The organism is Devosia rhodophyticola (assembly GCF_028816475.1).
Lineage (GTDB): Bacteria > Pseudomonadota > Alphaproteobacteria > Rhizobiales > Devosiaceae > Devosia > Devosia rhodophyticola.
On the sequence record NZ_CP118247.1, the window covers coordinates 463,655 to 480,606 of the forward strand.

Genomic DNA, 16,952 nt, shown 5'->3' on the forward strand with positions numbered 1-16,952 from the left:
AGAGTTGCCGACCCCACCGACCGAAACCGACCACACCATCGAGCACGCTGTCGATGCGTTCAGCCAATTGCGCGACTATTTCGAGGGCGCAATAGTCGTTGATAGCCAGACCCGGATTACCTGGATCGATGCGCGCTATCGGCAATTGCTCAAACTGGATCCGGCCTTTGACCCACTTGGGTTGCATGTTGAAGAGGTCATCCCGCACTCGCTGTTGCGACGCGTCGTGGACACTGGCCAACCGATCCTGCTCGACATCATGAATTTTGACGACCGACAATTTGTCGTTTGCCGCATTCCGCTCAAGGACGATGATGGGACCGTGCAGGGGGCCGTCGGGTTCGTTTTTTATGACAATGTCAATTATCTCGCCCCGATCCTCGAAAAATTCGAGCATTTGCAACGCCAGCTGAGCCGGGCGCAGGCGGCGCTGACGCGCGAACGCAAGACCAAATATTCGCTCTCCAGCTTTGTCGGGGTAAGCGACACGGTCAAGGAGTTGAAATCAGTCGTCCGTCGCTTTGCCCTGCGCGATGGTGCGGCGCTGATCCTGGGTGAAACCGGTACCGGCAAGGAACTGCTGGCCCATGCCATGCACCAGCAATCGGACCGCGCGGATGGGCCGTTCGTGGCGGTTAATGTCGCAGCCATTCCCGAATCCCTGCTCGAAGCAGAATTTTTCGGCGTGGCACCGGGCGCCTTTACCGGCGCCGACCGCAAGCCGCGACCGGGCAAATTCGAACTCGCCCACAGCGGCACCCTGTTTCTAGATGAAATCGGGGATATGCCGGCATCGCTGCAGGCCAAATTGTTGCGGGCCCTACAGGAAGGTGAGTTTGAACCGCTGGGGTCCAACACGGTTAAAAAGGTTGATGTGCGCATCATCGCCGCCACCTCACAGGATCTCGAAGCGCGGCTGGCCGACAAGTCGTTTCGGGCCGACCTTTATTATCGCATCGCTGTATTGACCGTGCACGTCCCGCCCCTGCGCACGCGCCTCGACGATATTGGCCCGCTTTGCGATGCGTTACTGGAGCAGACGCCGCGCGCATCCAATCAACACGGTTGGATCATCACGACAGACGCGGTCGAATTGCTGCAAGACTATGGTTGGCCCGGCAACGTGCGCGAATTGCGCAATGTGCTGGAGCGCGCAGCGGCGCTAGCAACAACCGAAACGCTTGATGGCAGCGTAGTGCGGCGTGCGATGCCGCGTCACGGCGGATCAGTGCCGCCTCTTGCCCCGACGCCATATCTGGCAGCCGCCAAGGCCAATACCGAACGGCAGGCGATCCTTGATGCGCTGGCCGCCAGTGGTGGCCAAAAAACGGCTGCGGCGACGCGCCTGGGAATCTCACGCTCGCAGTTCTATGAGAAATTACGCCGCCATAGCATTGATAGCTAACCGTCCGACTTTCCGGACAAATCCGCCAAATTTGTCCTGACACCCAGACACATGACCGGACGTTTGCCTGCGAAATTGTTGCGAATAGCCCACAAAACCGGAACTGGCACGGAACTTGATACTCTCTAGCCAAAAGACCGGGCCAAAAAGGCTCGCAACAGGGCGGAGCAAGAGTGACTGCAACCAAGCGCGTCGCGTTGGTAACTGGTTCGACGAGCGGAATCGGACTGGCCATTGCCAAGAAATTTGCGAGCATCGGATATGATGTCGCTGTAAACAGCTTTGAGAGCGAAACCGACATCGCCGAGGCGATGGCGGAAATTGGTGCCAATGCTTCGGGCCGGGTTGCGTATTTTCGGGCCGATCTTGCCGACCCCACCGACAGTTTCGAACTCGTAGGCTCCGTCATTGCAAAATTTGGCCAGCTCGATGTTCTGGTCAACAATGCCGGGGTTCAAAAGGTTGCGCCGGTAGAGGATTTTCCACCCGGTGATTGGGATCGCATATTGGCGATCAGCCTTGATTCAGCTTTTCACACTATTCGCGCCTCAATTCCAGGCATGACAGAGCGTGGATGGGGGCGCATTATCAATATCGCATCGGCCCACGGGTTGCGTGCGTCGCCATTCAAATCGGCCTATGTGGCCACCAAACATGCCGTTATCGGGCTGACCAGGACGGTTGCGCTGGAAACGGCGGAAAAGGGAGTCACCGCCAATGCGATCTGTCCGGGCTATGTCTGGACACCGCTGGTGGCGACCCAGGTTGCTGATCAGGCGCGCGCGCATAATCTGAGCGAGGAAGAGGTTGTCCGGCAAGTCATGCTGGCGCCTCAGCCGACGCGGCAGTTTGTGCAACCTGAGGAAATCGCTGAAATGGCAGCCTATCTCTGTTCCGATTTTGCCCGGTCCATAACCGGCTCAGCGATCTCGATCGACGGCGGATGGACCGCCAAATGATCGAAGCATTTGAACCAGCACCGGACACCAGGGGCGAAATAATCCTTTCGGCCCGCGATCTGACCAAACGCTTTGCGGGATTTGTTGCGGTCAATGGAGTCAATCTGAATGTCGAACGTGGCACGATCCACGCACTGATCGGCCCCAACGGCGCTGGCAAGACCACGTGCTTCAATCTTTTGACCAAATTCCTGCAACCCAGTTCAGGCACGATCCATTTCAATGGCCGCAATATAACCAATCTCCCCTCGGCTGACATTGCGCGGCTGGGCGTTGTGCGCTCATTTCAGATTTCAGCGGTTTTTCCGCGCATGAGCGTGACAGACAATGTGCGCATTGCCCTGCAGCGGCGGCGCGGCGACAGTTTTGATTTCTGGCGCTCGCAAAGCGTTTTGAGCGCTTTTGACGATGAAGCGCTGCGACGGGTCGATGAAGTGGGGCTCAGCGAATTTGCCCATGTGATGGCGGGCGACCTTTCCTATGGCCGCAAACGGGCGCTGGAAATTGCCACCACACTGGCGCTCGAACCAGAAATGATGCTGCTTGACGAGCCGATGGCGGGCATGGCGCAGGAGGATGTGACGCGCATTTCAGCGCTGATCCGCAAAATTTCGGCCAACCGCACCATTTTGATGGTCGAGCATAATCTGTCTGTGGTCGCCGATCTTTCGGACCGGATTACCGTTCTGGCGCGCGGGGAAGTTCTGGCCGAAGGAAGTTACGACGAAGTCTCCAGGCATCCCGGCGTTGTCGAAGCCTATATCGGGGCCAGCCATGAGTGAGGCGATGACAATGGATACTACACCAATGGCCAACGGTGCCCCGATGCTCAAGGTGGAAAATCTTGAAGGTTGGTATGCCGAAAGCCATGTGTTGCACGGCGTATCGTTTGACGTGCGCCCCGGCGAAGTGGTGACGCTTCTGGGCCGGAATGGCGCGGGAAAGACAACGACACTGCGCGCCATCATGGGCATTTTGTCCAAGCGGCAGGGGTCAGTGCAATTTGGCGGGCGTGAGCTGATCAAGCTGGCACCGCGCGATATTGCCCGTGCCGGAATTGCGTTTTGCCCTGAAGAGCGCGGGATTTTTGCCAGCCTGTCGGTTGACGAGAATCTGATGCTGCCGCCACAGGTCAAGTCCGGCGGTTTGAGCCGCGAAGAAATTTTGGAAATGTTTCCCAATCTGCGCGAACGGCTTTCGAGTCAGGGCACCAAGTTGTCAGGCGGGGAACAGCAGATGCTGGCGATCGGGCGCATCCTGCGCACTGGTGCAAAATTCCTGTTGCTCGATGAACCCACCGAAGGTCTGGCCCCAGTCATTGTCCAGCAAATCGGGCGGACGCTGGTTGATCTCAAGGCGCGCGGCTTCACCATCGTACTGGTGGAGCAAAATTTCCGGTTTGCAGCTTCGGTTGCAGATCGACACTTCGTTGTCGAACAGGGGCGGGTCATCGACATGATCCCCAATGAGGACATCAACAACAACATCGAAAAACTGCATGCCTATCTCGGCGTGTAAGAAACTGCCGGCAATTGGGCCGGTGCAATCGGGAGGATATCGACTATGAAATTAAGAACTTTGGCACTGGCCTCGTTGGCCGCCCTGCTCATGGCGGGATCTGCCATGGCGCAGACTTCGGTCAAGATCGGCGTGCTCAATGACCGCTCCGGCATTTATGCCGACTTGTCGGGCGAAGGCTCGGTCATCGCGGCGCGCATGGCTGTCGAGGATTTTGACGCGGCTGCCAAGGGCATCAACGTCGAAATCGTTTCGGCGGACCATCAGAACAAGCCCGATATTGCCTCCAACATCGCTCGCCAGTGGTATGATCAGGATGGTGTAGACGCCATTTTTGACGTGCCCACATCTTCGGCAGCTTTGGCCGTGGCTGAAATCAGCCGCGACAAGAACAAGATCTTCATGGATTCGGGCGCTGGTTCGGCCGATCTGACTGGCAAGTCCTGTTCGCCCAACACCGTACACTGGACCTATGACACTTGGGCCCTGGCTCATGGCACCGGTTCTGCCCTGGTCAAGGAAGGCTTCAAGAAGTGGTTCTTCCTGACCGCCGATTATGCCTTTGGGCAGGCTTTGGAAAAAGACACCAGCGCTGTGGTTGTCGAAAATGGTGGTGAAGTGGTTGGCGCCGTGCGGCACCCCTTCCCCGGCACCGACTTCTCGTCCTACCTGCTTCAGGCACAGGCCTCTGGTGCTGACGTTATCGGGCTGGCCAATGCTGGCGGCGACACCGTCAATGCCATCAAGCAGGCCGCCGAGTTCGGCATCACCCAAGCCGGCCAGAAACTTGCCGCGCTGCTGATCTTCATCACCGACGTGCATGCCCTTGGCCTGGAGACTGCTCAGGGTCTGGTACTGACTGAATCCTTCTATTGGGACATGAACGATCAGACCCGCGCATGGTCCAAGCGCTTTGCCGAACAGAACGGTGGCAACATGCCAACCATGGTGCATGCCGGCGTTTATGCCAGCGTATTGCACTATCTCAAGGCCGTCGAAGCAACGGGTGGCAAGGACACCACCGCCGTTATGGCCAAGATGAAAGAAATGCCAACCGACGATCCGCTGTTTGGCAAGGGCGAAATCCGCGCCGATGGCCGTCACATCCACGACATGTACCTGTTCCAGGTTAAATCCCCTGAAGAATCCAAGGGGCCTTGGGACTATTACAAGCTGCTCGCCACCATCCCTGCCAAGGACGCTTTCCGTCCGCTGGCTGATGGCGGTTGCGATCTGGTCAAATAAAGTCTGAAACTGACGCTCCCGCGCTGCGGGGGCGTCTCCCTATATTACAAGGCAGGATCACTTCATGTTCGAGCTATTGGGCATTTCACCTCAGGTGCTCTTCGGGCAATTGCTGCTTGGGCTGATCAACGGCTCTTTTTATGCCCTTCTCAGTCTCGGCCTGGCCGTGATCTTTGGCCTGTTGAACATCATCAATTTCAGCCACGGCGCTCAATATATGATGGGCGCGTTCGTCGCCTGGATGCTGCTGACCTATACCGGCATCAATTATTGGTGGGCCCTGGCTCTTGTGCCAATCATCGTTGGCGCTTTCGGGGTTGGTATCGAGCGGCTGATGATTTCAAAGCTCTACCATCTCGATCATCTTTATGGCCTGCTGCTGACCTTCGGGCTGGCGCTGATCATTCAGGGCGTTTTCCGCAATGAGTATGGCGTTTCGGGCCTGCCTTATTCCATCCCCGCCGAACTGTCGGGCGGACAAAATCTTGGCTTCATGTTCCTGCCCAATTATCGAGCCTGGGTGATATTCGCCTCAGCTATCGTTTGTTTTTGCACCTGGTTTGCCATTGAACGCACCCGGCTTGGGGCCTATTTGCGCGCCGCGACGGAAAATCCGACGCTGGTTGGCGCCTTTGGCATCAATGTGCCACGCATGATCACGCTGACCTACGGGTTCGGCGTGGCGCTTGCCGCTTTTGCCGGAGTGCTCGCCGCCCCGATCTATTCGGTCAATCCCAATATGGGGGCGGACCTGATTATCGTGGTGTTTGCCGTGGTCGTCATTGGCGGTATGGGATCAATCCTTGGAGCCATCCTGACCGGCTTTGGCCTGGGGATCGTTGAGGGGCTGACCCGGGTGTTCTATCCAGAAGCGTCTGCCGTTGTGATTTTTGTCATCATGGCCATTGTGCTGCTATTCAAGCCCGCAGGTCTGTTCGGAAGGGCCGCATCATGAGTTTGGAAACCCCGGCGCAGAGTCAGGCCGAAGCCCTGCCCGTAGGCACGCCGCGCCTGCACCTCATCATTTTCGCGGTGCTGCTGGTCCTGCTGCTGATCGCGCCATTTGTGCTCTATCCCGTGTTCTTGATGAAGGTGCTGTGCTTTGCGCTGTTCGCCAGTGCGCTCAATCTGCTGTTGGGTTTTGGGGGGCTGCTCTCGTTTGGCCATGCAGCGTTTTTCGGTTCGGCCAGCTATATAACCGCCTACGCCGCCAAGGATTGGGGCCTATCGCCAGAGTTGGCCATTCTATTGGGTACCGCTGCGGCGGCCGTTCTGGGGCTAGGCATTGGCGCCTTGGCCATTCGTCGACAGGGCATCTATTTTGCCATGGTGACGCTGGCCTTTGCGCAGATGGTGTTCTTCTTTGCGGTGAAAGCCCCGTTTACCGGCGGCGAAGACGGCATTCAGGCCGTGCCGCGCGGGCATCTGTTTGGCTTTATCGACCTCTCGTCGGATCTGACGCTCTATTTCGTGGTGCTGGTCATTGCCTTTGGTGGATTGCTCGGCATCTATCGGATCATTCATTCGCCTTTCGGGCAGGTGCTCAAGGCCATTCGCGACAATGAACCGCGTCTGATTTCGCTCGGCTACAAGGTGCAGCGCTACAAGCTGGCGGTTTTTGTCATGTCTGCCACGCTGGCCGGGCTCGCCGGGGCGACCAAGGCGCTGGTGTTTCAACTTGCCTCGCTCACCGACGTTTATTGGACAATGTCAGGCGAAGTTGTGCTGATGACGCTTCTGGGCGGCATGGGTACCGTGTTCGGCCCATTAGTGGGTGCAGCCGCACTGGTCACCATGGAGAATTATTTCGCCGGGTTGGGGGCTTGGGTTACCGTTTTGCAAGGCGTTATCTTCGTTGCCAGCGTATTGCTGTTCCGCGAAGGCATTGTCGGGGTCATTGCGCGGCTCACCAAAAAGTCGCTTTAGGCCTGCCGGTCGTTTTTATCGCAGGGGCTTGGTGACGCAGATGGCATAGCGATCCTGTGCCAGCCGCTCCAGCCCTTGCAACGGCCTCATCTTGCGGGCCTGCGCCCAGTGGATGGCGCCTAACTTCCGGTCGATAACCGGATTGGCAAAACCGGCCTCAAGCAGCAATTTCACCACCGCTTCGGCGGGCATGGCGCCAGAAAAATGGACCTGGGTGCGAATTGCGGCCAGACGCTGGGCCATAGCTGGGGCCAGGTGTTGGCGCGGTTTTGCCAGCGAAAAGCGCTCCAACACAGCGCGCAAATGCGATACCCAGCTTTTTTGCCCATATTGGCATCAACGATCAGCAGTTTGCCGCCGGGTCGGAGCAACGCGAACCATTCGGCGAATGCGGCCTTTGGATCAACCAGCGTCCAGACGAGGTGGCGATTGGTGATCACGTCAAAGCTTTGACGCGGCTCCATGGTGTTTTCGGCATCGCGCAGGATAAAGCGAATATCAGCCTGACGCTGGGCGGCCTTGTTGCGCGCCTGTTCGAGCATTGCCTCTGACCAATCGGCACCGGTTACACCAAATCCCGCGTCGTGCAGCAGGTGCGAAATAACGCCTGTGCCACTGGCCAGATCCAGAGCGTTTCGCCCTGCCCCGTCGCCCAAATGTCGGGCCAGCAATTGACGCCAGCCGCGCCGCTCGGCCTCAGAAAAAATCTCATGGCCGACGCCTTGATCAAAAGTTGCCGCGCGCTCGGACCAGAAAGCCTGAATTTCATCGCGAATGGAATAGTTTGAGCCCGTCCCGCTCATGCTCGTCTGCTCAGTCAAAACGCTATCACCTTGGAATTGCTCTAAAAGATATAACTTGATATTCGCCATCATGTTTTATATCGCAGCGATGTAGCACTAATTTTGTGAGATGAAAATGAACTTTATGCGTCGTCTGGCGGCACCAGCATTTGTGCTGGCCGCCCTGTTCGCCGGCCCGTCGTTTGCACAGGCTTTCAGCGTAACTGACATTGCGGGGCGTGAAATCAAATTCGACAAACCAGTTAAGCGGATCATTCTTGGCGAGGGGCGAATGATCTATGCCATCGCTTCGGTCACCGAAGGCGATCCATTTGCCAAGATCGTCGGTTGGCGCAATGATTTGTGGACCACCGACGTCACCAGTTTTGACCAATATGCGGCCAAGTTTCCGGAGGTCAGGAATTTGCCGTTCCTGGGCAACATCACTGACGGAACCTTGCAGACCGAGGCTGTGGTTGCGCTGCATCCCGATCTGCTATTGCTGCCAATCGGGGCCAAGGGCGCTGCCGACGAAATCAAGCTGCAAGACACGCTCGATGGCATTGGCGTCAAAATTGTCTATGTGGATTTCCGCGAGCATATCCTTGCCAACACTGAACCCAGCCTCGAAATTCTGGGCAAGATTTTTGGTGAGCATGATCGCGCCGAAGCGGTGGCAAAATTCCGCCGTGAGCAGTTGGCCCGGATCACCGATGTCATTGCGGCCAGCAATCCGCCCCGCCCCGACGTATTCATGTATCGCGCCGCCGGCCTGATCGAATGTTGCGGCACTTTTGGCCCCGATAATTTTGGCTTGATGGTGGATATGGCGGGCGGCAATAATCTGGGTTCGCAATTCCTGCCCGGCTATACCGGCTCGATCAACCCTGAACAGGTCATTGCGTCAAACCCCGATGTTGTTGTGGTCACCGGATCGGACTGGACCCATGTTGCCAATGGCAAGTCCTATGTCAGCGTTGGCCCGGGCACGGCTAGTTCAGCCGACGCCAGTCGCGCCGCCCTCAAGGCCTTGATTGATGTACCAGCCTTTACGGGTTCCAAGGCGCTTAAAACCAATAATGTTCATGCGATCTGGCATCAATTCTACAACAGTCCCTACCATTTTGTGGCGGTACAGCAGCTGGCCAAATGGTTCCACCCTGAACTGTTTGCAGACCTTGACCCTGAGGCAACCTTCAAGGCGTTTTCAGAGGAATTCCTGCCGATTGATTTCAAACCCGGCTATTGGGTTTCGCTGGACGACGGTAACTGATCATGGCCGTAGTCGAAGCCTTTGTTGGTGCGGCGACGGTTGAACCGGGGCGCGGTCTTTACCGCGTCCACACCCGCCGCAAATTGATGATATTGACTGCGATGGCAATAGCACTCTGCGTCAGTTTTGCAGTGGATCTGGCGTGGGGTCCAGCGCGATACGGGCTGGATCAGGTGCTTCTGGCGCTATTTGATCCGGGCGCGGTTTCTGATCAGGTTCGCACCGTGGTGTGGGACATTCGCATGCCCGTAGCGGTTATGGCCATTGTGGTTGGCGCGGCACTGTCGCTGGCCGGGGCACAAATGCAGACCATTTTGGCCAATCCGCTGGCCAGCCCCTTTACGCTGGGTATATCGGCCGCCGCCAGCTTTGGCGCCGGCCTTGCCATTGTTACCAGTGTGCCGTTGCTACCGGTTGCCGCCAGCCTGATCGTACCGGCAAACGCCTTTATCGCGGCCCTTGGGGCGACGCTGTTTATTTACCTGATTTCGCAGGCGCGCGGCGTTTCGGTGCAAACCATCGTCCTATTGGGCATTGCGCTGGTCTTTACATTCAATGCCCTGTTGGCGTTCTTGCAGTTTCTGGCTTCCGAACAGGCGCTCTCGGCGGTTGTGTTCTGGACCATGGGCAGCCTTTCCAAGGCTACATGGCCAAAGATCGGGGTTACGCTCGCCGTACTATTGATCGCGCTTCCGCTGTTTGCACGCAATGCATGGGCGCTGACGGCGATCCGTCTCGGCGACGACAAGGCCGCCAGTTTTGGCGTCAACGTGCGCCGCATCCGGCTCGAAACCATGTTGATGGTGTCCCTCTTGACCTCTGTTCCTGTCAGCTTTGTCGGCACCATTGGCTTTGTTGGTTTGGTGGGGCCGCATATTGCGCGGATGATCCTTGGCGAAGATCAACGGTTTTTCCTGCCCGGATCGGTGCTGGCGGGCGCGCTGTTGCTGTCGCTGACCTCGATTGTATCGAAATCCATCATACCGGGTGTGGTGTTTCCCATCGGCATCATCACGGCGCTGGTTGGTGTGCCGTTCTTCTTTTCCCTGATCATCACCACGATGAGGAAATCATGGTAGGGCTGCAACTGGATGAAGTTGGCGCCGCGTATGGCCGCAAGACCATCATATCGGGTGTTTGCGTTCCCAAAATTGCCGCTGGCGAGGTGGTGGCGGTAATCGGCCCCAATGCTGCGGGCAAATCTACCCTGTTCAAGCGGATCGCGGGCCTTGTCAAAGGACCGGGCACCGTGCAGGTCACGGGCAGCGACAAGGGCCGTAACGCCATCGGCTATATGCCACAGGACAGTTCGGCCAACGCGGTGCTGAGCGTTTATGAATCACTTTTGCTGGCACGCAAGCAGAAATCATCCTGGTCGGTGGCTGATGCGGACCTAATTTATATCGACCGGGTGCTTGGAGCGCTCAATATCACAGATTTGAGTTTTCGCGATCTGGGCGCGCTCAGCGGCGGCCAGCGCCAACTAGTTTCGATGGCGCAGGCACTGGTGCGCGAGCCTGATATTTTGTTGATGGATGAGCCGACCAGCGCGCTGGACCTTCATCGTCAGGTTGAGGTGCTCGACTTTGTGACCACCCAGGCCCGCCAGCGCGGCATGATCGTGATGATTGCCCTGCATGACCTCAATCAGGCGCTGCGTTTTGCTGACAGGGTGGTGTTGATCGACCATGGTGTCATGCGCGCCTTCGGCACGCCAAGCGAGGTCATTACCGCCAGCATGTTGCGCCAGATCTATCGGGTCGAAGCGCGGATTGAAAAATGCTCACGCAATTTCGACCATGTAATCGTTGACGCCACGGCCGCCTGATTAATCGGCAAATCGTCGCGCACCTGACGTCGCGGGTTTCAATATCGCTGGGGCATGCTAGGAGTGTGCCGAGCAAAAATCAGTGCGGATACTGCACAAATGTCGTCGCCTAATAGCGCCAGAGCGCGCCCCAATTCAGGTAAACTGTTCGCATTGCTTGTGCCTTACTGGCGCTGGATTGCCCTGCTTGTTGGGCTGACGATTGCCGGCAACAGCCTGAATCTGGTTGGGCCACAACTGATTGCGCGCGCCATTGACGGGGCGGGCACAGCCAATTATTCGCTCACCAGCCTGATTGAGCAGTTTCTGGCATTGGCCGCGGGCGTTTTCATTTTGACCTACGGACAGTCAATTGTTCAGACGCTTGCTGCCGAAAAAGTGGCCCGCGATCTTCGCACCAAATTGATTGCCACCATTTCGGGTCAGGACTTTGCCTTTGTCCAGAAGGTGACGGCATCGAAGCTTCTGACCAATCTCACCTCGGATGTTGATGCGGTAAAATCCTTTGTGTCGCAGGCGATTGCCTCAATCGTTTCATCCCTTTTCCTGATCGTCGGGGCGAGCATCCTGTTGATGCTGATCGATTGGCAATTGGCGCTGCTGGTCTTGATGGTCGTGCCGATCATTGGCTTTTCGTTCTATTTCGTACTCAGCCGGGTGCGCCCCCTGTTCCGGCGCGGACAGGAAGCGCTCGATTGGCTCAATAAAGTAATCAACGAATCCATTCTCGGATCATCCCTGATCCGCCTGCTCAATTCCCAGGCGTTGGAATACGACAAGTTCATCGTTGCCAACGGCGAATCCAAGGCGATAGGCCTGCGGATCGTCGGGATGTTTTCAGCCCTTATTCCCATCATCATTTTCGTGACCAATCTGGCGACGCTGGCAATCGTTTCCTTTGGGGGGCATCTGGTGATTTCGGGCACCATGACATTGGGCGATTTTACCGCGTTCAACAGCTATCTGGGCATTTTGATTTTTCCCATCCTGATCATCGGCTTCATGAGCAATGTGGTGGCGCAGGCCTCGGCTTCCTACGAGCGCATCGGAACGGTTCTGGCCAGCCCACCGCCCGAGCCCTGGGGCCGGCGCGACGACCCGCTGCATGGCGATATCGAGGTTGCCGGCCTCAATGTGCGCTATGGCGACAAGCTGGCGCTGGAAAACGTCAGTTTTAGCGTGCCCGCGGGCAGTCGCACAGCCGTTATCGGCCCGACCGCCGCAGGCAAGACCCAATTGCTTTACGCCATGAGTGGGTTGATTGTGCCCGAGAGCGGCCATGTCCGCTATGATGGCCACGAGATTACCGACTACGACAAGCAGGCCCTGCATCAACAGGTGGCGCTGGTATTTCAGGACAGCGTGACCTTTGCGTTGAGCCTGCGCGAAAATATCGCCTTTTCGAACACTGTCGATGACCTGAGCCTGCAAAAGGCCATTGAGACCGCCGAATTGCAGGATTTCGTCGCCACCCTGCCCGATGGGCTCGACACCATTATTTCGGAGCGCGGCACGAGCCTTTCGGGTGGCCAGAAGCAGCGGATCATGCTGGCGCGGGCCTTGGCCCTTAATCCCCGCGTTCTGCTGCTTGATGATTTTACCGCGCGTGTCGATAGCCGTACCGAAAGCAAGATTTTGGCAAATGTTGCCGCCAATTATCCCGGCCTGACCCTGGTGTCGGTTACCCAGAAAATCGGGCCCATCGAGAATTATGATCAGGTTGTCGTTCTGATGGAGGGGGCAGCGCTTGCCATCGGCACCCATGCCGAGTTGATCCACACTTCGCCCGAATATGTGCAGATCCATAACTCCCAGCAAAGCACTGACGATTATGCATTACAGGCTTAATACCCAGGACACCAACCAGTCCAAAGAGCCGCTACGCGTTGGCCTCACGCGCCTGTTGCCGGTTATGGCGGGCGAAGGGCGCAATGTGGCGCTGGCGGTTTTTGCCATCATCATTTCATCGGCCACCACCCTGACTGCGCCGTTGATCATCGCCTATATCGTTGATCGCTTCATCGCGACAAATGATTATCAGGGCGTGTTTGTCTGGTCGGGGTTGTTGCTGGGCGTTTTTCTGATCGGGTTGGTTTCGTCTTATGTTCAGAGCCGCACCATGGGCGGCGTTGGTCGCCGCATCCTGTTCAATCTGCGCAATGCGATTTTCACTAAATTGCAGGCGTTGCCGGTCGCGTTCTTTAATCAGAACAAGTCGGGCGATCTGATTTCGCGCATCAATAACGACACCGACAAGATCAACCAGTTCTTTGCGCAGGCCCTGATGCAGTTCCTGTCAAACGCTGCCCTGATGCTGGGCGCGGGCGTCTTGCTGGTAAGCCTCAATGTGCGGCTGGGGCTGGCGGCGCTGGTCCCGGCCATTATCGTGTTGATCGCAACCCGGATGTTGAGCGGCTGGGTCAAGCGCGCCAGCTTCAAAAGCCTGCAAACGCTGGGCGGGCTGAGTGGCGAGGTTCAGGAGAGCCTTGCCAATTTCAAGGTGATCGTGGCCTTCAACCGATTGGACTATTTCCGCAACAAGTTCGCGGGCGCCAATCAGGCCAATTATTCAGCCTCGGTCAAGGCCGGTGTTGCCAGCAACATTTTCCTGCCACTCTACGGCCTCGCCGCCAATCTGGGCACGCTGATCGTTCTGGCCTATGGCATCATTCTGATCGGCAATGGCGAACTGACCACAGGCCTGTTGATCGGCTACATTCTTTACGTCACCAATTTTTATACCCCGATGCGGCAGCTGGCCAGCATTTGGGCATCGCTGCAATTGGCACTGGCCGGGCTTGATCGGATTTCCGAAGTTCTGGCACTCAACTCGGACATGACCATCGTTCCATCCGATGAGGTTGTGGGCGACGCAGTCATGGCGTTTGACGACGTATCGTTCAGCTATTCTGGTGGTCAGGACGTATTGAGCGATATCTGCTTTTCGCTGGAGCGCGGCAAGACCTATGCATTGATCGGCCCCACCGGCGGCGGCAAGACCACCACAGCCTCGCTGATGGCGCGGCTTTACGATCCCAGCGCCGGAACCGTGCGCCTTAATGGGCGCGACATCCGCGCCTTTACTGCCGAGGAACGCGCCGAAACCATCGGCTTTATCCTGCAAGAGCCTTTTCTGTTCAGCGGCACGGTGGGCGACAATATCGTTTATGGCAATCCGGCCTATGCCGATCTGGCCGGTGGCCAGCTTGTCGATCGACTCGACGAAGCCGGCCTTTCAGGCTTGCTGAAGCGGTTTGATCAGGGGCTGGAAACGCCGGTTTCGGCCAGTGGCGATGCGATGAGTCTGGGGCAAAAGCAGTTGATCGCCTTCATGCGCGCGGCGTTGCGCAACCCGCAGCTGTTGATCCTTGATGAAGCGACCGCCAATATTGATACGGTCACCGAAAAACTGCTCGAGGAAATTCTGGCCGCCCTGCCCGCGCAAACGACCACTGTCATCATTGCCCACCGCCTCAACACCATCAACAATGCCGACGAGATATTCTTCGTCAATGGCGGGACAGTGACCCCGGCCGGGTCGATGGAAAGTGCTGTCGACATGCTGCTTAATGGCCAGATGCAAAGCTAACACGCTTTCCCCCTTGGTCTGGGGGTAGCGCCGTCACCGGTTTTTCGTGTAGAGGGCAGGTTTACCCGCCAAAGGAAATCCAGCATGGCCCAGCACAAAGTGATTTTTGATACCGATCCCGGTGTTGATGATGCCATGGCCCTGCTGTTTCTCGACCAGCATCCCGATATTGATCTGGTCGGCATCACCAGCGTTTTCGGCAATGCCAGCATTGATACCACGACGCGCAATGCGCTGTTCCTCAAGCAATTATGGGCGATAGACGCCCCGGTGGCGCGCGGAGCCGGTCGGGCGGTTCATCCTGATCGTGTTGAGGGACCGCCGCCGACCTTTGTGCATGGCGACAATGGGCTGGGCAATGTCGCGGGCGTGCCCGACAGTGTTGATATTGCGCCGGACCCACGTCCGGCGGCGCAATTCATCATTGATCTGGTGCGCGCCAATCCCGGCGAAATCAGCATTGTTGCGGTGGGCCGAATGACCAATCTGGCGCTGGCTTTGGCGCTTGCCCCCGATATCGTTGGTCTGGTCAAACAGGTGGTGATCATGGGCGGTGCCTTTGATGTGCCCGGCAACCTTTCGCCGGCGGCGGAAGCCAACATCATTGGCGACCCTGAGGCGGCTGATAGCGTGATGACGGCCGATTGGAAGGTCGTCGCCATCGGTCTGGATGTAACGCACAAGACAGTGATGACCCGCGCCGAAATGGCCGAAGTTGCCCGGATTGGCGGTCCAAAGGCGCAGTTCCTGTCCGATGTTTCCCAGTTCTATATCGACTTTTACCAGCACATTATCGCCGACGGGATGTTTGTGCATGATAGTTGCGCTGCTGTTTATGTGGTGGCGCCCGAACTGTTCACCCTGCGGCGCGGCGCCATTCGCGTTTCATGCGAAGGCATTGCGGTAGGCCAGACCATCCAGAAGCCTGATGGGATGTTTTTTCCACCCGGGCCATGGGACGGGATGCCGAGCCAAAGTGTCTGCGTCGAAATTGATGCGCCTGCAGTCATGTCGCTGATCAAAAAGACCCTTTCGGGGCAATAGCGCCTGCCCTTTTCGGCTATTTGCCGGAACGCCGCTCAAAGTCCTTTTCGCCTCCATCCGAGGTGCCTTGGCGTAACCGGACATCATAGGCGCGCTGACGAAGGTGCTTTTCTTCGGCGCGCTGCCAATATTGATCGGCCCTGCCTTCGGGAGAGCCGTCCTGTTGCCAGAGAAAATAGGCTGTATTGGCGATAGCCTGATGCCACGCGTCCAGTGCTGCCTCGTCTTCTTCGGGATCCGCGGGTGGTTCTGGCGGTAACATCGTTCAAGTCCAAACAGGAAATGCCCCACCCGAGTGTTCGGGCGGGGCAAGGTATGCGCTTAGATCCAATAGGGTGCAATGCCATAGTAGTCGTAAACCTGGCGACCGCGTTCAGGCGTCCACACATAGTCGTCTTCGTCGTGATATTTGGGGGCGCCCTCAAGCTGCTCCTTGGTCACATCGACGCTATAGCCGTTGAGGTCTTCGTCATAATCGAGCTTGGACCAGGGCAACGGATAGTGATCGTGCCCCATGCCCATGAAACCGCCAAAAGCCAGCACCGCATAGGATACCTTGCCGCTACGCTTTTCGATCAGCACGCGTTCAATATTGCCGATATGTTCGCCCTGAAGCGAATAGACCTTGGTGCCTTCAACTCGATCGCTGGCGATCAGATTGTGGCTTTCCCTGATGTCAGCATTCTTGTCCGAAACGTCAGAATATTGGCTTGCCATTGTCATTCTCCATTGCTGGGTGGAAGTGACAGCACAACGGGTGTAAATCGCGCATGGTTCCGTAAATTTGATTGGGTACGGGTTCGTACAAAACCCCGTCTGGCGCGATTCCGGCATTCGCAATTTCCCAAGATTTTCTGTTGCGGCCGGGCAAAAAGGGCATTGATGTCACACTATTGAGGCAAGGCAATAATACAGAGCTTTTGACAGGTTCAATTGCGTGACTAGACTGGTTGAGGCTCTTGGGGAGACAGCAATTGACCGATTCGATTCTGGACGGACGTGCCGCCATGCTGACGCGGGCCAATGGGTTGCAAACCAGTGACCCTGAGTTTGCCGCCTTTCTTACCCAGGTCGTTGAGGCGGCTGACGAGGACGACCTGATCGGTCTTGATCCCGCCGTCATAGAGCGCATCCTGCGCCATTCGCTGACCCATTTGGGCTCCAGGGTGCCCGAGGCCAGCCAGACATTTATCGACAGCGTCGACGATGGCGGGCTGATTATCGATGTCGTTTCCCCCGATACCCCGTTTATCGTTGATAGTGTGCTGGGCGCTGTGCGCGCGGCGGGCGGCACGGTCCGCATGTTTGCCCATCCGGTGTTCGAGCGTTCGGGCGGCAAGATTTCAATGCTGCACATTCACACCGATCCAGTTAGCGATGTGG

Annotated in this window: 17 protein-coding genes and 1 pseudogene; 14 read left to right on the forward strand and 4 right to left on the reverse strand. The window is 57.1% G+C overall.

The window, feature by feature from the left end:
* Nucleotides 1-4 precede the first annotated feature (4 nt).
* The 7 genes from PSQ90_RS02245 (at nucleotide 5) to PSQ90_RS02275 (ending at nucleotide 7,053) form a co-directional block, all read left to right on the forward strand.
* Nucleotides 5-1,405, forward strand: coding sequence for a sigma-54 interaction domain-containing protein (locus PSQ90_RS02245; RefSeq protein WP_282211821.1), 1,401 nt, complete (start codon nucleotides 5-7; stop codon nucleotides 1,403-1,405).
* Nucleotides 1,406-1,578: 173 nt separating this feature from the next.
* On the forward strand, nucleotides 1,579-2,364 hold the full coding sequence (locus tag PSQ90_RS02250; RefSeq protein ID WP_282211822.1) for a 3-hydroxybutyrate dehydrogenase: 786 nt from the start codon (nucleotides 1,579-1,581) through the stop codon (nucleotides 2,362-2,364).
* Entirely contained in the window at nucleotides 2,361-3,146 is a 786-nt protein-coding gene (locus tag PSQ90_RS02255) for an ABC transporter ATP-binding protein (protein ID WP_282211823.1), read from the forward strand. Before PSQ90_RS02250 ends, PSQ90_RS02255 begins: the two co-directional genes overlap by 4 nt.
* Nucleotides 3,139-3,882 (forward strand): ABC transporter ATP-binding protein, encoded by a 744-nt coding sequence (locus tag PSQ90_RS02260; RefSeq protein WP_407648153.1) that lies wholly within the window; start codon nucleotides 3,139-3,141, stop codon nucleotides 3,880-3,882. The genes PSQ90_RS02255 and PSQ90_RS02260 overlap by 8 nt, the downstream gene beginning before the upstream one ends.
* Nucleotides 3,883-3,927: 45 nt before the next feature.
* A complete protein-coding gene (locus tag PSQ90_RS02265) occupies nucleotides 3,928-5,127 on the forward strand; it encodes an ABC transporter substrate-binding protein (protein WP_282211825.1) in 1,200 nt (399 codons plus the stop codon).
* Between the two features lie 64 nt (nucleotides 5,128-5,191).
* Nucleotides 5,192-6,082, forward strand: a complete 891-nt coding sequence (locus tag PSQ90_RS02270; protein ID WP_282211826.1) for a branched-chain amino acid ABC transporter permease — start codon at nucleotides 5,192-5,194, stop codon at nucleotides 6,080-6,082.
* Nucleotides 6,079-7,053: a branched-chain amino acid ABC transporter permease gene (locus tag PSQ90_RS02275; RefSeq protein ID WP_282211827.1), complete on the forward strand. Its 975-nt coding sequence runs from the start codon at nucleotides 6,079-6,081 to the stop codon at nucleotides 7,051-7,053. Before PSQ90_RS02270 ends, PSQ90_RS02275 begins: the two co-directional genes overlap by 4 nt.
* Nucleotides 7,054-7,068: 15 nt before the next feature.
* On the opposite strand, the gene PSQ90_RS02280 is transcribed toward PSQ90_RS02275, so the two are convergent.
* Both PSQ90_RS02280 and PSQ90_RS02285 read right to left on the reverse strand, forming a co-directional pair.
* Nucleotides 7,069-7,227, reverse strand: coding sequence for a hypothetical protein (locus PSQ90_RS02280; RefSeq protein WP_282211828.1), 159 nt, complete (start codon nucleotides 7,225-7,227; stop codon nucleotides 7,069-7,071).
* The gene (locus PSQ90_RS02285) at nucleotides 7,224-7,856 is read right to left on the reverse strand and encodes a class I SAM-dependent methyltransferase (protein WP_282211829.1); all 633 of its coding nucleotides are present in this window, start codon (nucleotides 7,854-7,856) and stop codon (nucleotides 7,224-7,226) included. Before PSQ90_RS02285 ends, PSQ90_RS02280 begins: the two co-directional genes overlap by 4 nt.
* A 115-nt stretch (nucleotides 7,857-7,971) precedes the next feature.
* Between PSQ90_RS02285 and PSQ90_RS02290 the strand changes: the two genes are divergently transcribed.
* The 6 genes from PSQ90_RS02290 to PSQ90_RS02315 all read left to right on the forward strand — a co-directional run bounded on the left by PSQ90_RS02290 (nucleotide 7,972) and on the right by PSQ90_RS02315 (nucleotide 15,569).
* Nucleotides 7,972-9,108, forward strand: coding sequence for an ABC transporter substrate-binding protein (locus PSQ90_RS02290; protein ID WP_282211830.1), 1,137 nt, complete (start codon nucleotides 7,972-7,974; stop codon nucleotides 9,106-9,108).
* Nucleotides 9,109-9,110: 2 nt separating this feature from the next.
* Nucleotides 9,111-10,187 carry a FecCD family ABC transporter permease gene (locus PSQ90_RS02295; protein WP_282211831.1) on the forward strand — a complete coding sequence of 359 codons (1,077 nt, stop codon included), beginning with the start codon at nucleotides 9,111-9,113 and terminating at the stop codon, nucleotides 10,185-10,187.
* Nucleotides 10,181-10,936: an ABC transporter ATP-binding protein gene (locus PSQ90_RS02300; RefSeq protein ID WP_282211832.1), complete on the forward strand. Its 756-nt coding sequence runs from the start codon at nucleotides 10,181-10,183 to the stop codon at nucleotides 10,934-10,936. Before PSQ90_RS02295 ends, PSQ90_RS02300 begins: the two co-directional genes overlap by 7 nt.
* 99 nt (nucleotides 10,937-11,035) lie before the next feature.
* Nucleotides 11,036-12,784, forward strand: a complete 1,749-nt coding sequence (locus PSQ90_RS02305; RefSeq protein WP_282211833.1) for an ABC transporter ATP-binding protein — start codon at nucleotides 11,036-11,038, stop codon at nucleotides 12,782-12,784.
* Nucleotides 12,768-14,525 carry an ABC transporter ATP-binding protein gene (locus tag PSQ90_RS02310; protein WP_282211834.1) on the forward strand — a complete coding sequence of 586 codons (1,758 nt, stop codon included), beginning with the start codon at nucleotides 12,768-12,770 and terminating at the stop codon, nucleotides 14,523-14,525. The genes PSQ90_RS02305 and PSQ90_RS02310 overlap by 17 nt, the downstream gene beginning before the upstream one ends.
* 84 nt (nucleotides 14,526-14,609) lie before the next feature.
* Nucleotides 14,610-15,569, forward strand: coding sequence for a nucleoside hydrolase (locus PSQ90_RS02315; protein ID WP_282211835.1), 960 nt, complete (start codon nucleotides 14,610-14,612; stop codon nucleotides 15,567-15,569).
* A 16-nt stretch (nucleotides 15,570-15,585) separates the two neighbouring features.
* Here the strand turns inward: PSQ90_RS02315 and PSQ90_RS02320 are convergent, their stop codons facing one another.
* Together PSQ90_RS02320 and PSQ90_RS02325 are read right to left on the reverse strand one after the other, a co-directional pair.
* Complete coding sequence (locus PSQ90_RS02320; RefSeq protein WP_282211836.1) at nucleotides 15,586-15,831, reverse strand: DUF2934 domain-containing protein; 246 nt, start codon at nucleotides 15,829-15,831, stop codon at nucleotides 15,586-15,588.
* 59 nt (nucleotides 15,832-15,890) lie between these two features.
* Nucleotides 15,891-16,286: a PRC-barrel domain-containing protein gene (locus PSQ90_RS02325; protein WP_282211837.1), complete on the reverse strand. Its 396-nt coding sequence runs from the start codon at nucleotides 16,284-16,286 to the stop codon at nucleotides 15,891-15,893.
* Between the two features lie 290 nt (nucleotides 16,287-16,576).
* Here PSQ90_RS02325 and PSQ90_RS17100 point away from each other — a divergent pair.
* Nucleotides 16,577-16,834: pseudogene (locus tag PSQ90_RS17100) on the forward strand (hypothetical protein); the annotation flags it as partial.
* Between the last annotated feature and the right edge of the window lie 118 nt (nucleotides 16,835-16,952).

Excerpts from the sequence above, each read along its gene's own strand:
- PSQ90_RS02270 (WP_282211826.1), top strand. The coding sequence starts at position 5,192 with ATGTTCGAGCTATTGGGCATTTCACCTCAGGTGCTCTTCGGGCAATTG.
- PSQ90_RS02260 (WP_407648153.1), top strand. The coding sequence starts at position 3,139 with ATGAGTGAGGCGATGACAATGGATACTACACCAATGGCCAACGGTGCC.
- PSQ90_RS02255 (WP_282211823.1), top strand. The coding sequence starts at position 2,361 with ATGATCGAAGCATTTGAACCAGCACCGGACACCAGGGGCGAAATAATC.
- PSQ90_RS02290 (WP_282211830.1), top strand. The coding sequence starts at position 7,972 with ATGAACTTTATGCGTCGTCTGGCGGCACCAGCATTTGTGCTGGCCGCC.
- PSQ90_RS02320 (WP_282211836.1), bottom strand. The coding sequence starts at position 15,831 with ATGTTACCGCCAGAACCACCCGCGGATCCCGAAGAAGACGAGGCAGCA.
- PSQ90_RS02295 (WP_282211831.1), top strand. The coding sequence starts at position 9,111 with ATGGCCGTAGTCGAAGCCTTTGTTGGTGCGGCGACGGTTGAACCGGGG.
- PSQ90_RS02310 (WP_282211834.1), top strand. The coding sequence starts at position 12,768 with ATGCATTACAGGCTTAATACCCAGGACACCAACCAGTCCAAAGAGCCG.
- PSQ90_RS02325 (WP_282211837.1), bottom strand. The coding sequence starts at position 16,286 with ATGGCAAGCCAATATTCTGACGTTTCGGACAAGAATGCTGACATCAGG.
- PSQ90_RS02285 (WP_282211829.1), bottom strand. The coding sequence starts at position 7,856 with ATGAGCGGGACGGGCTCAAACTATTCCATTCGCGATGAAATTCAGGCT.
- PSQ90_RS02305 (WP_282211833.1), top strand. The coding sequence starts at position 11,036 with ATGTCGTCGCCTAATAGCGCCAGAGCGCGCCCCAATTCAGGTAAACTG.
- PSQ90_RS02275 (WP_282211827.1), top strand. The coding sequence starts at position 6,079 with ATGAGTTTGGAAACCCCGGCGCAGAGTCAGGCCGAAGCCCTGCCCGTA.
- PSQ90_RS02265 (WP_282211825.1), top strand. The coding sequence starts at position 3,928 with ATGAAATTAAGAACTTTGGCACTGGCCTCGTTGGCCGCCCTGCTCATG.
- PSQ90_RS02315 (WP_282211835.1), top strand. The coding sequence starts at position 14,610 with ATGGCCCAGCACAAAGTGATTTTTGATACCGATCCCGGTGTTGATGAT.
- PSQ90_RS02300 (WP_282211832.1), top strand. The coding sequence starts at position 10,181 with ATGGTAGGGCTGCAACTGGATGAAGTTGGCGCCGCGTATGGCCGCAAG.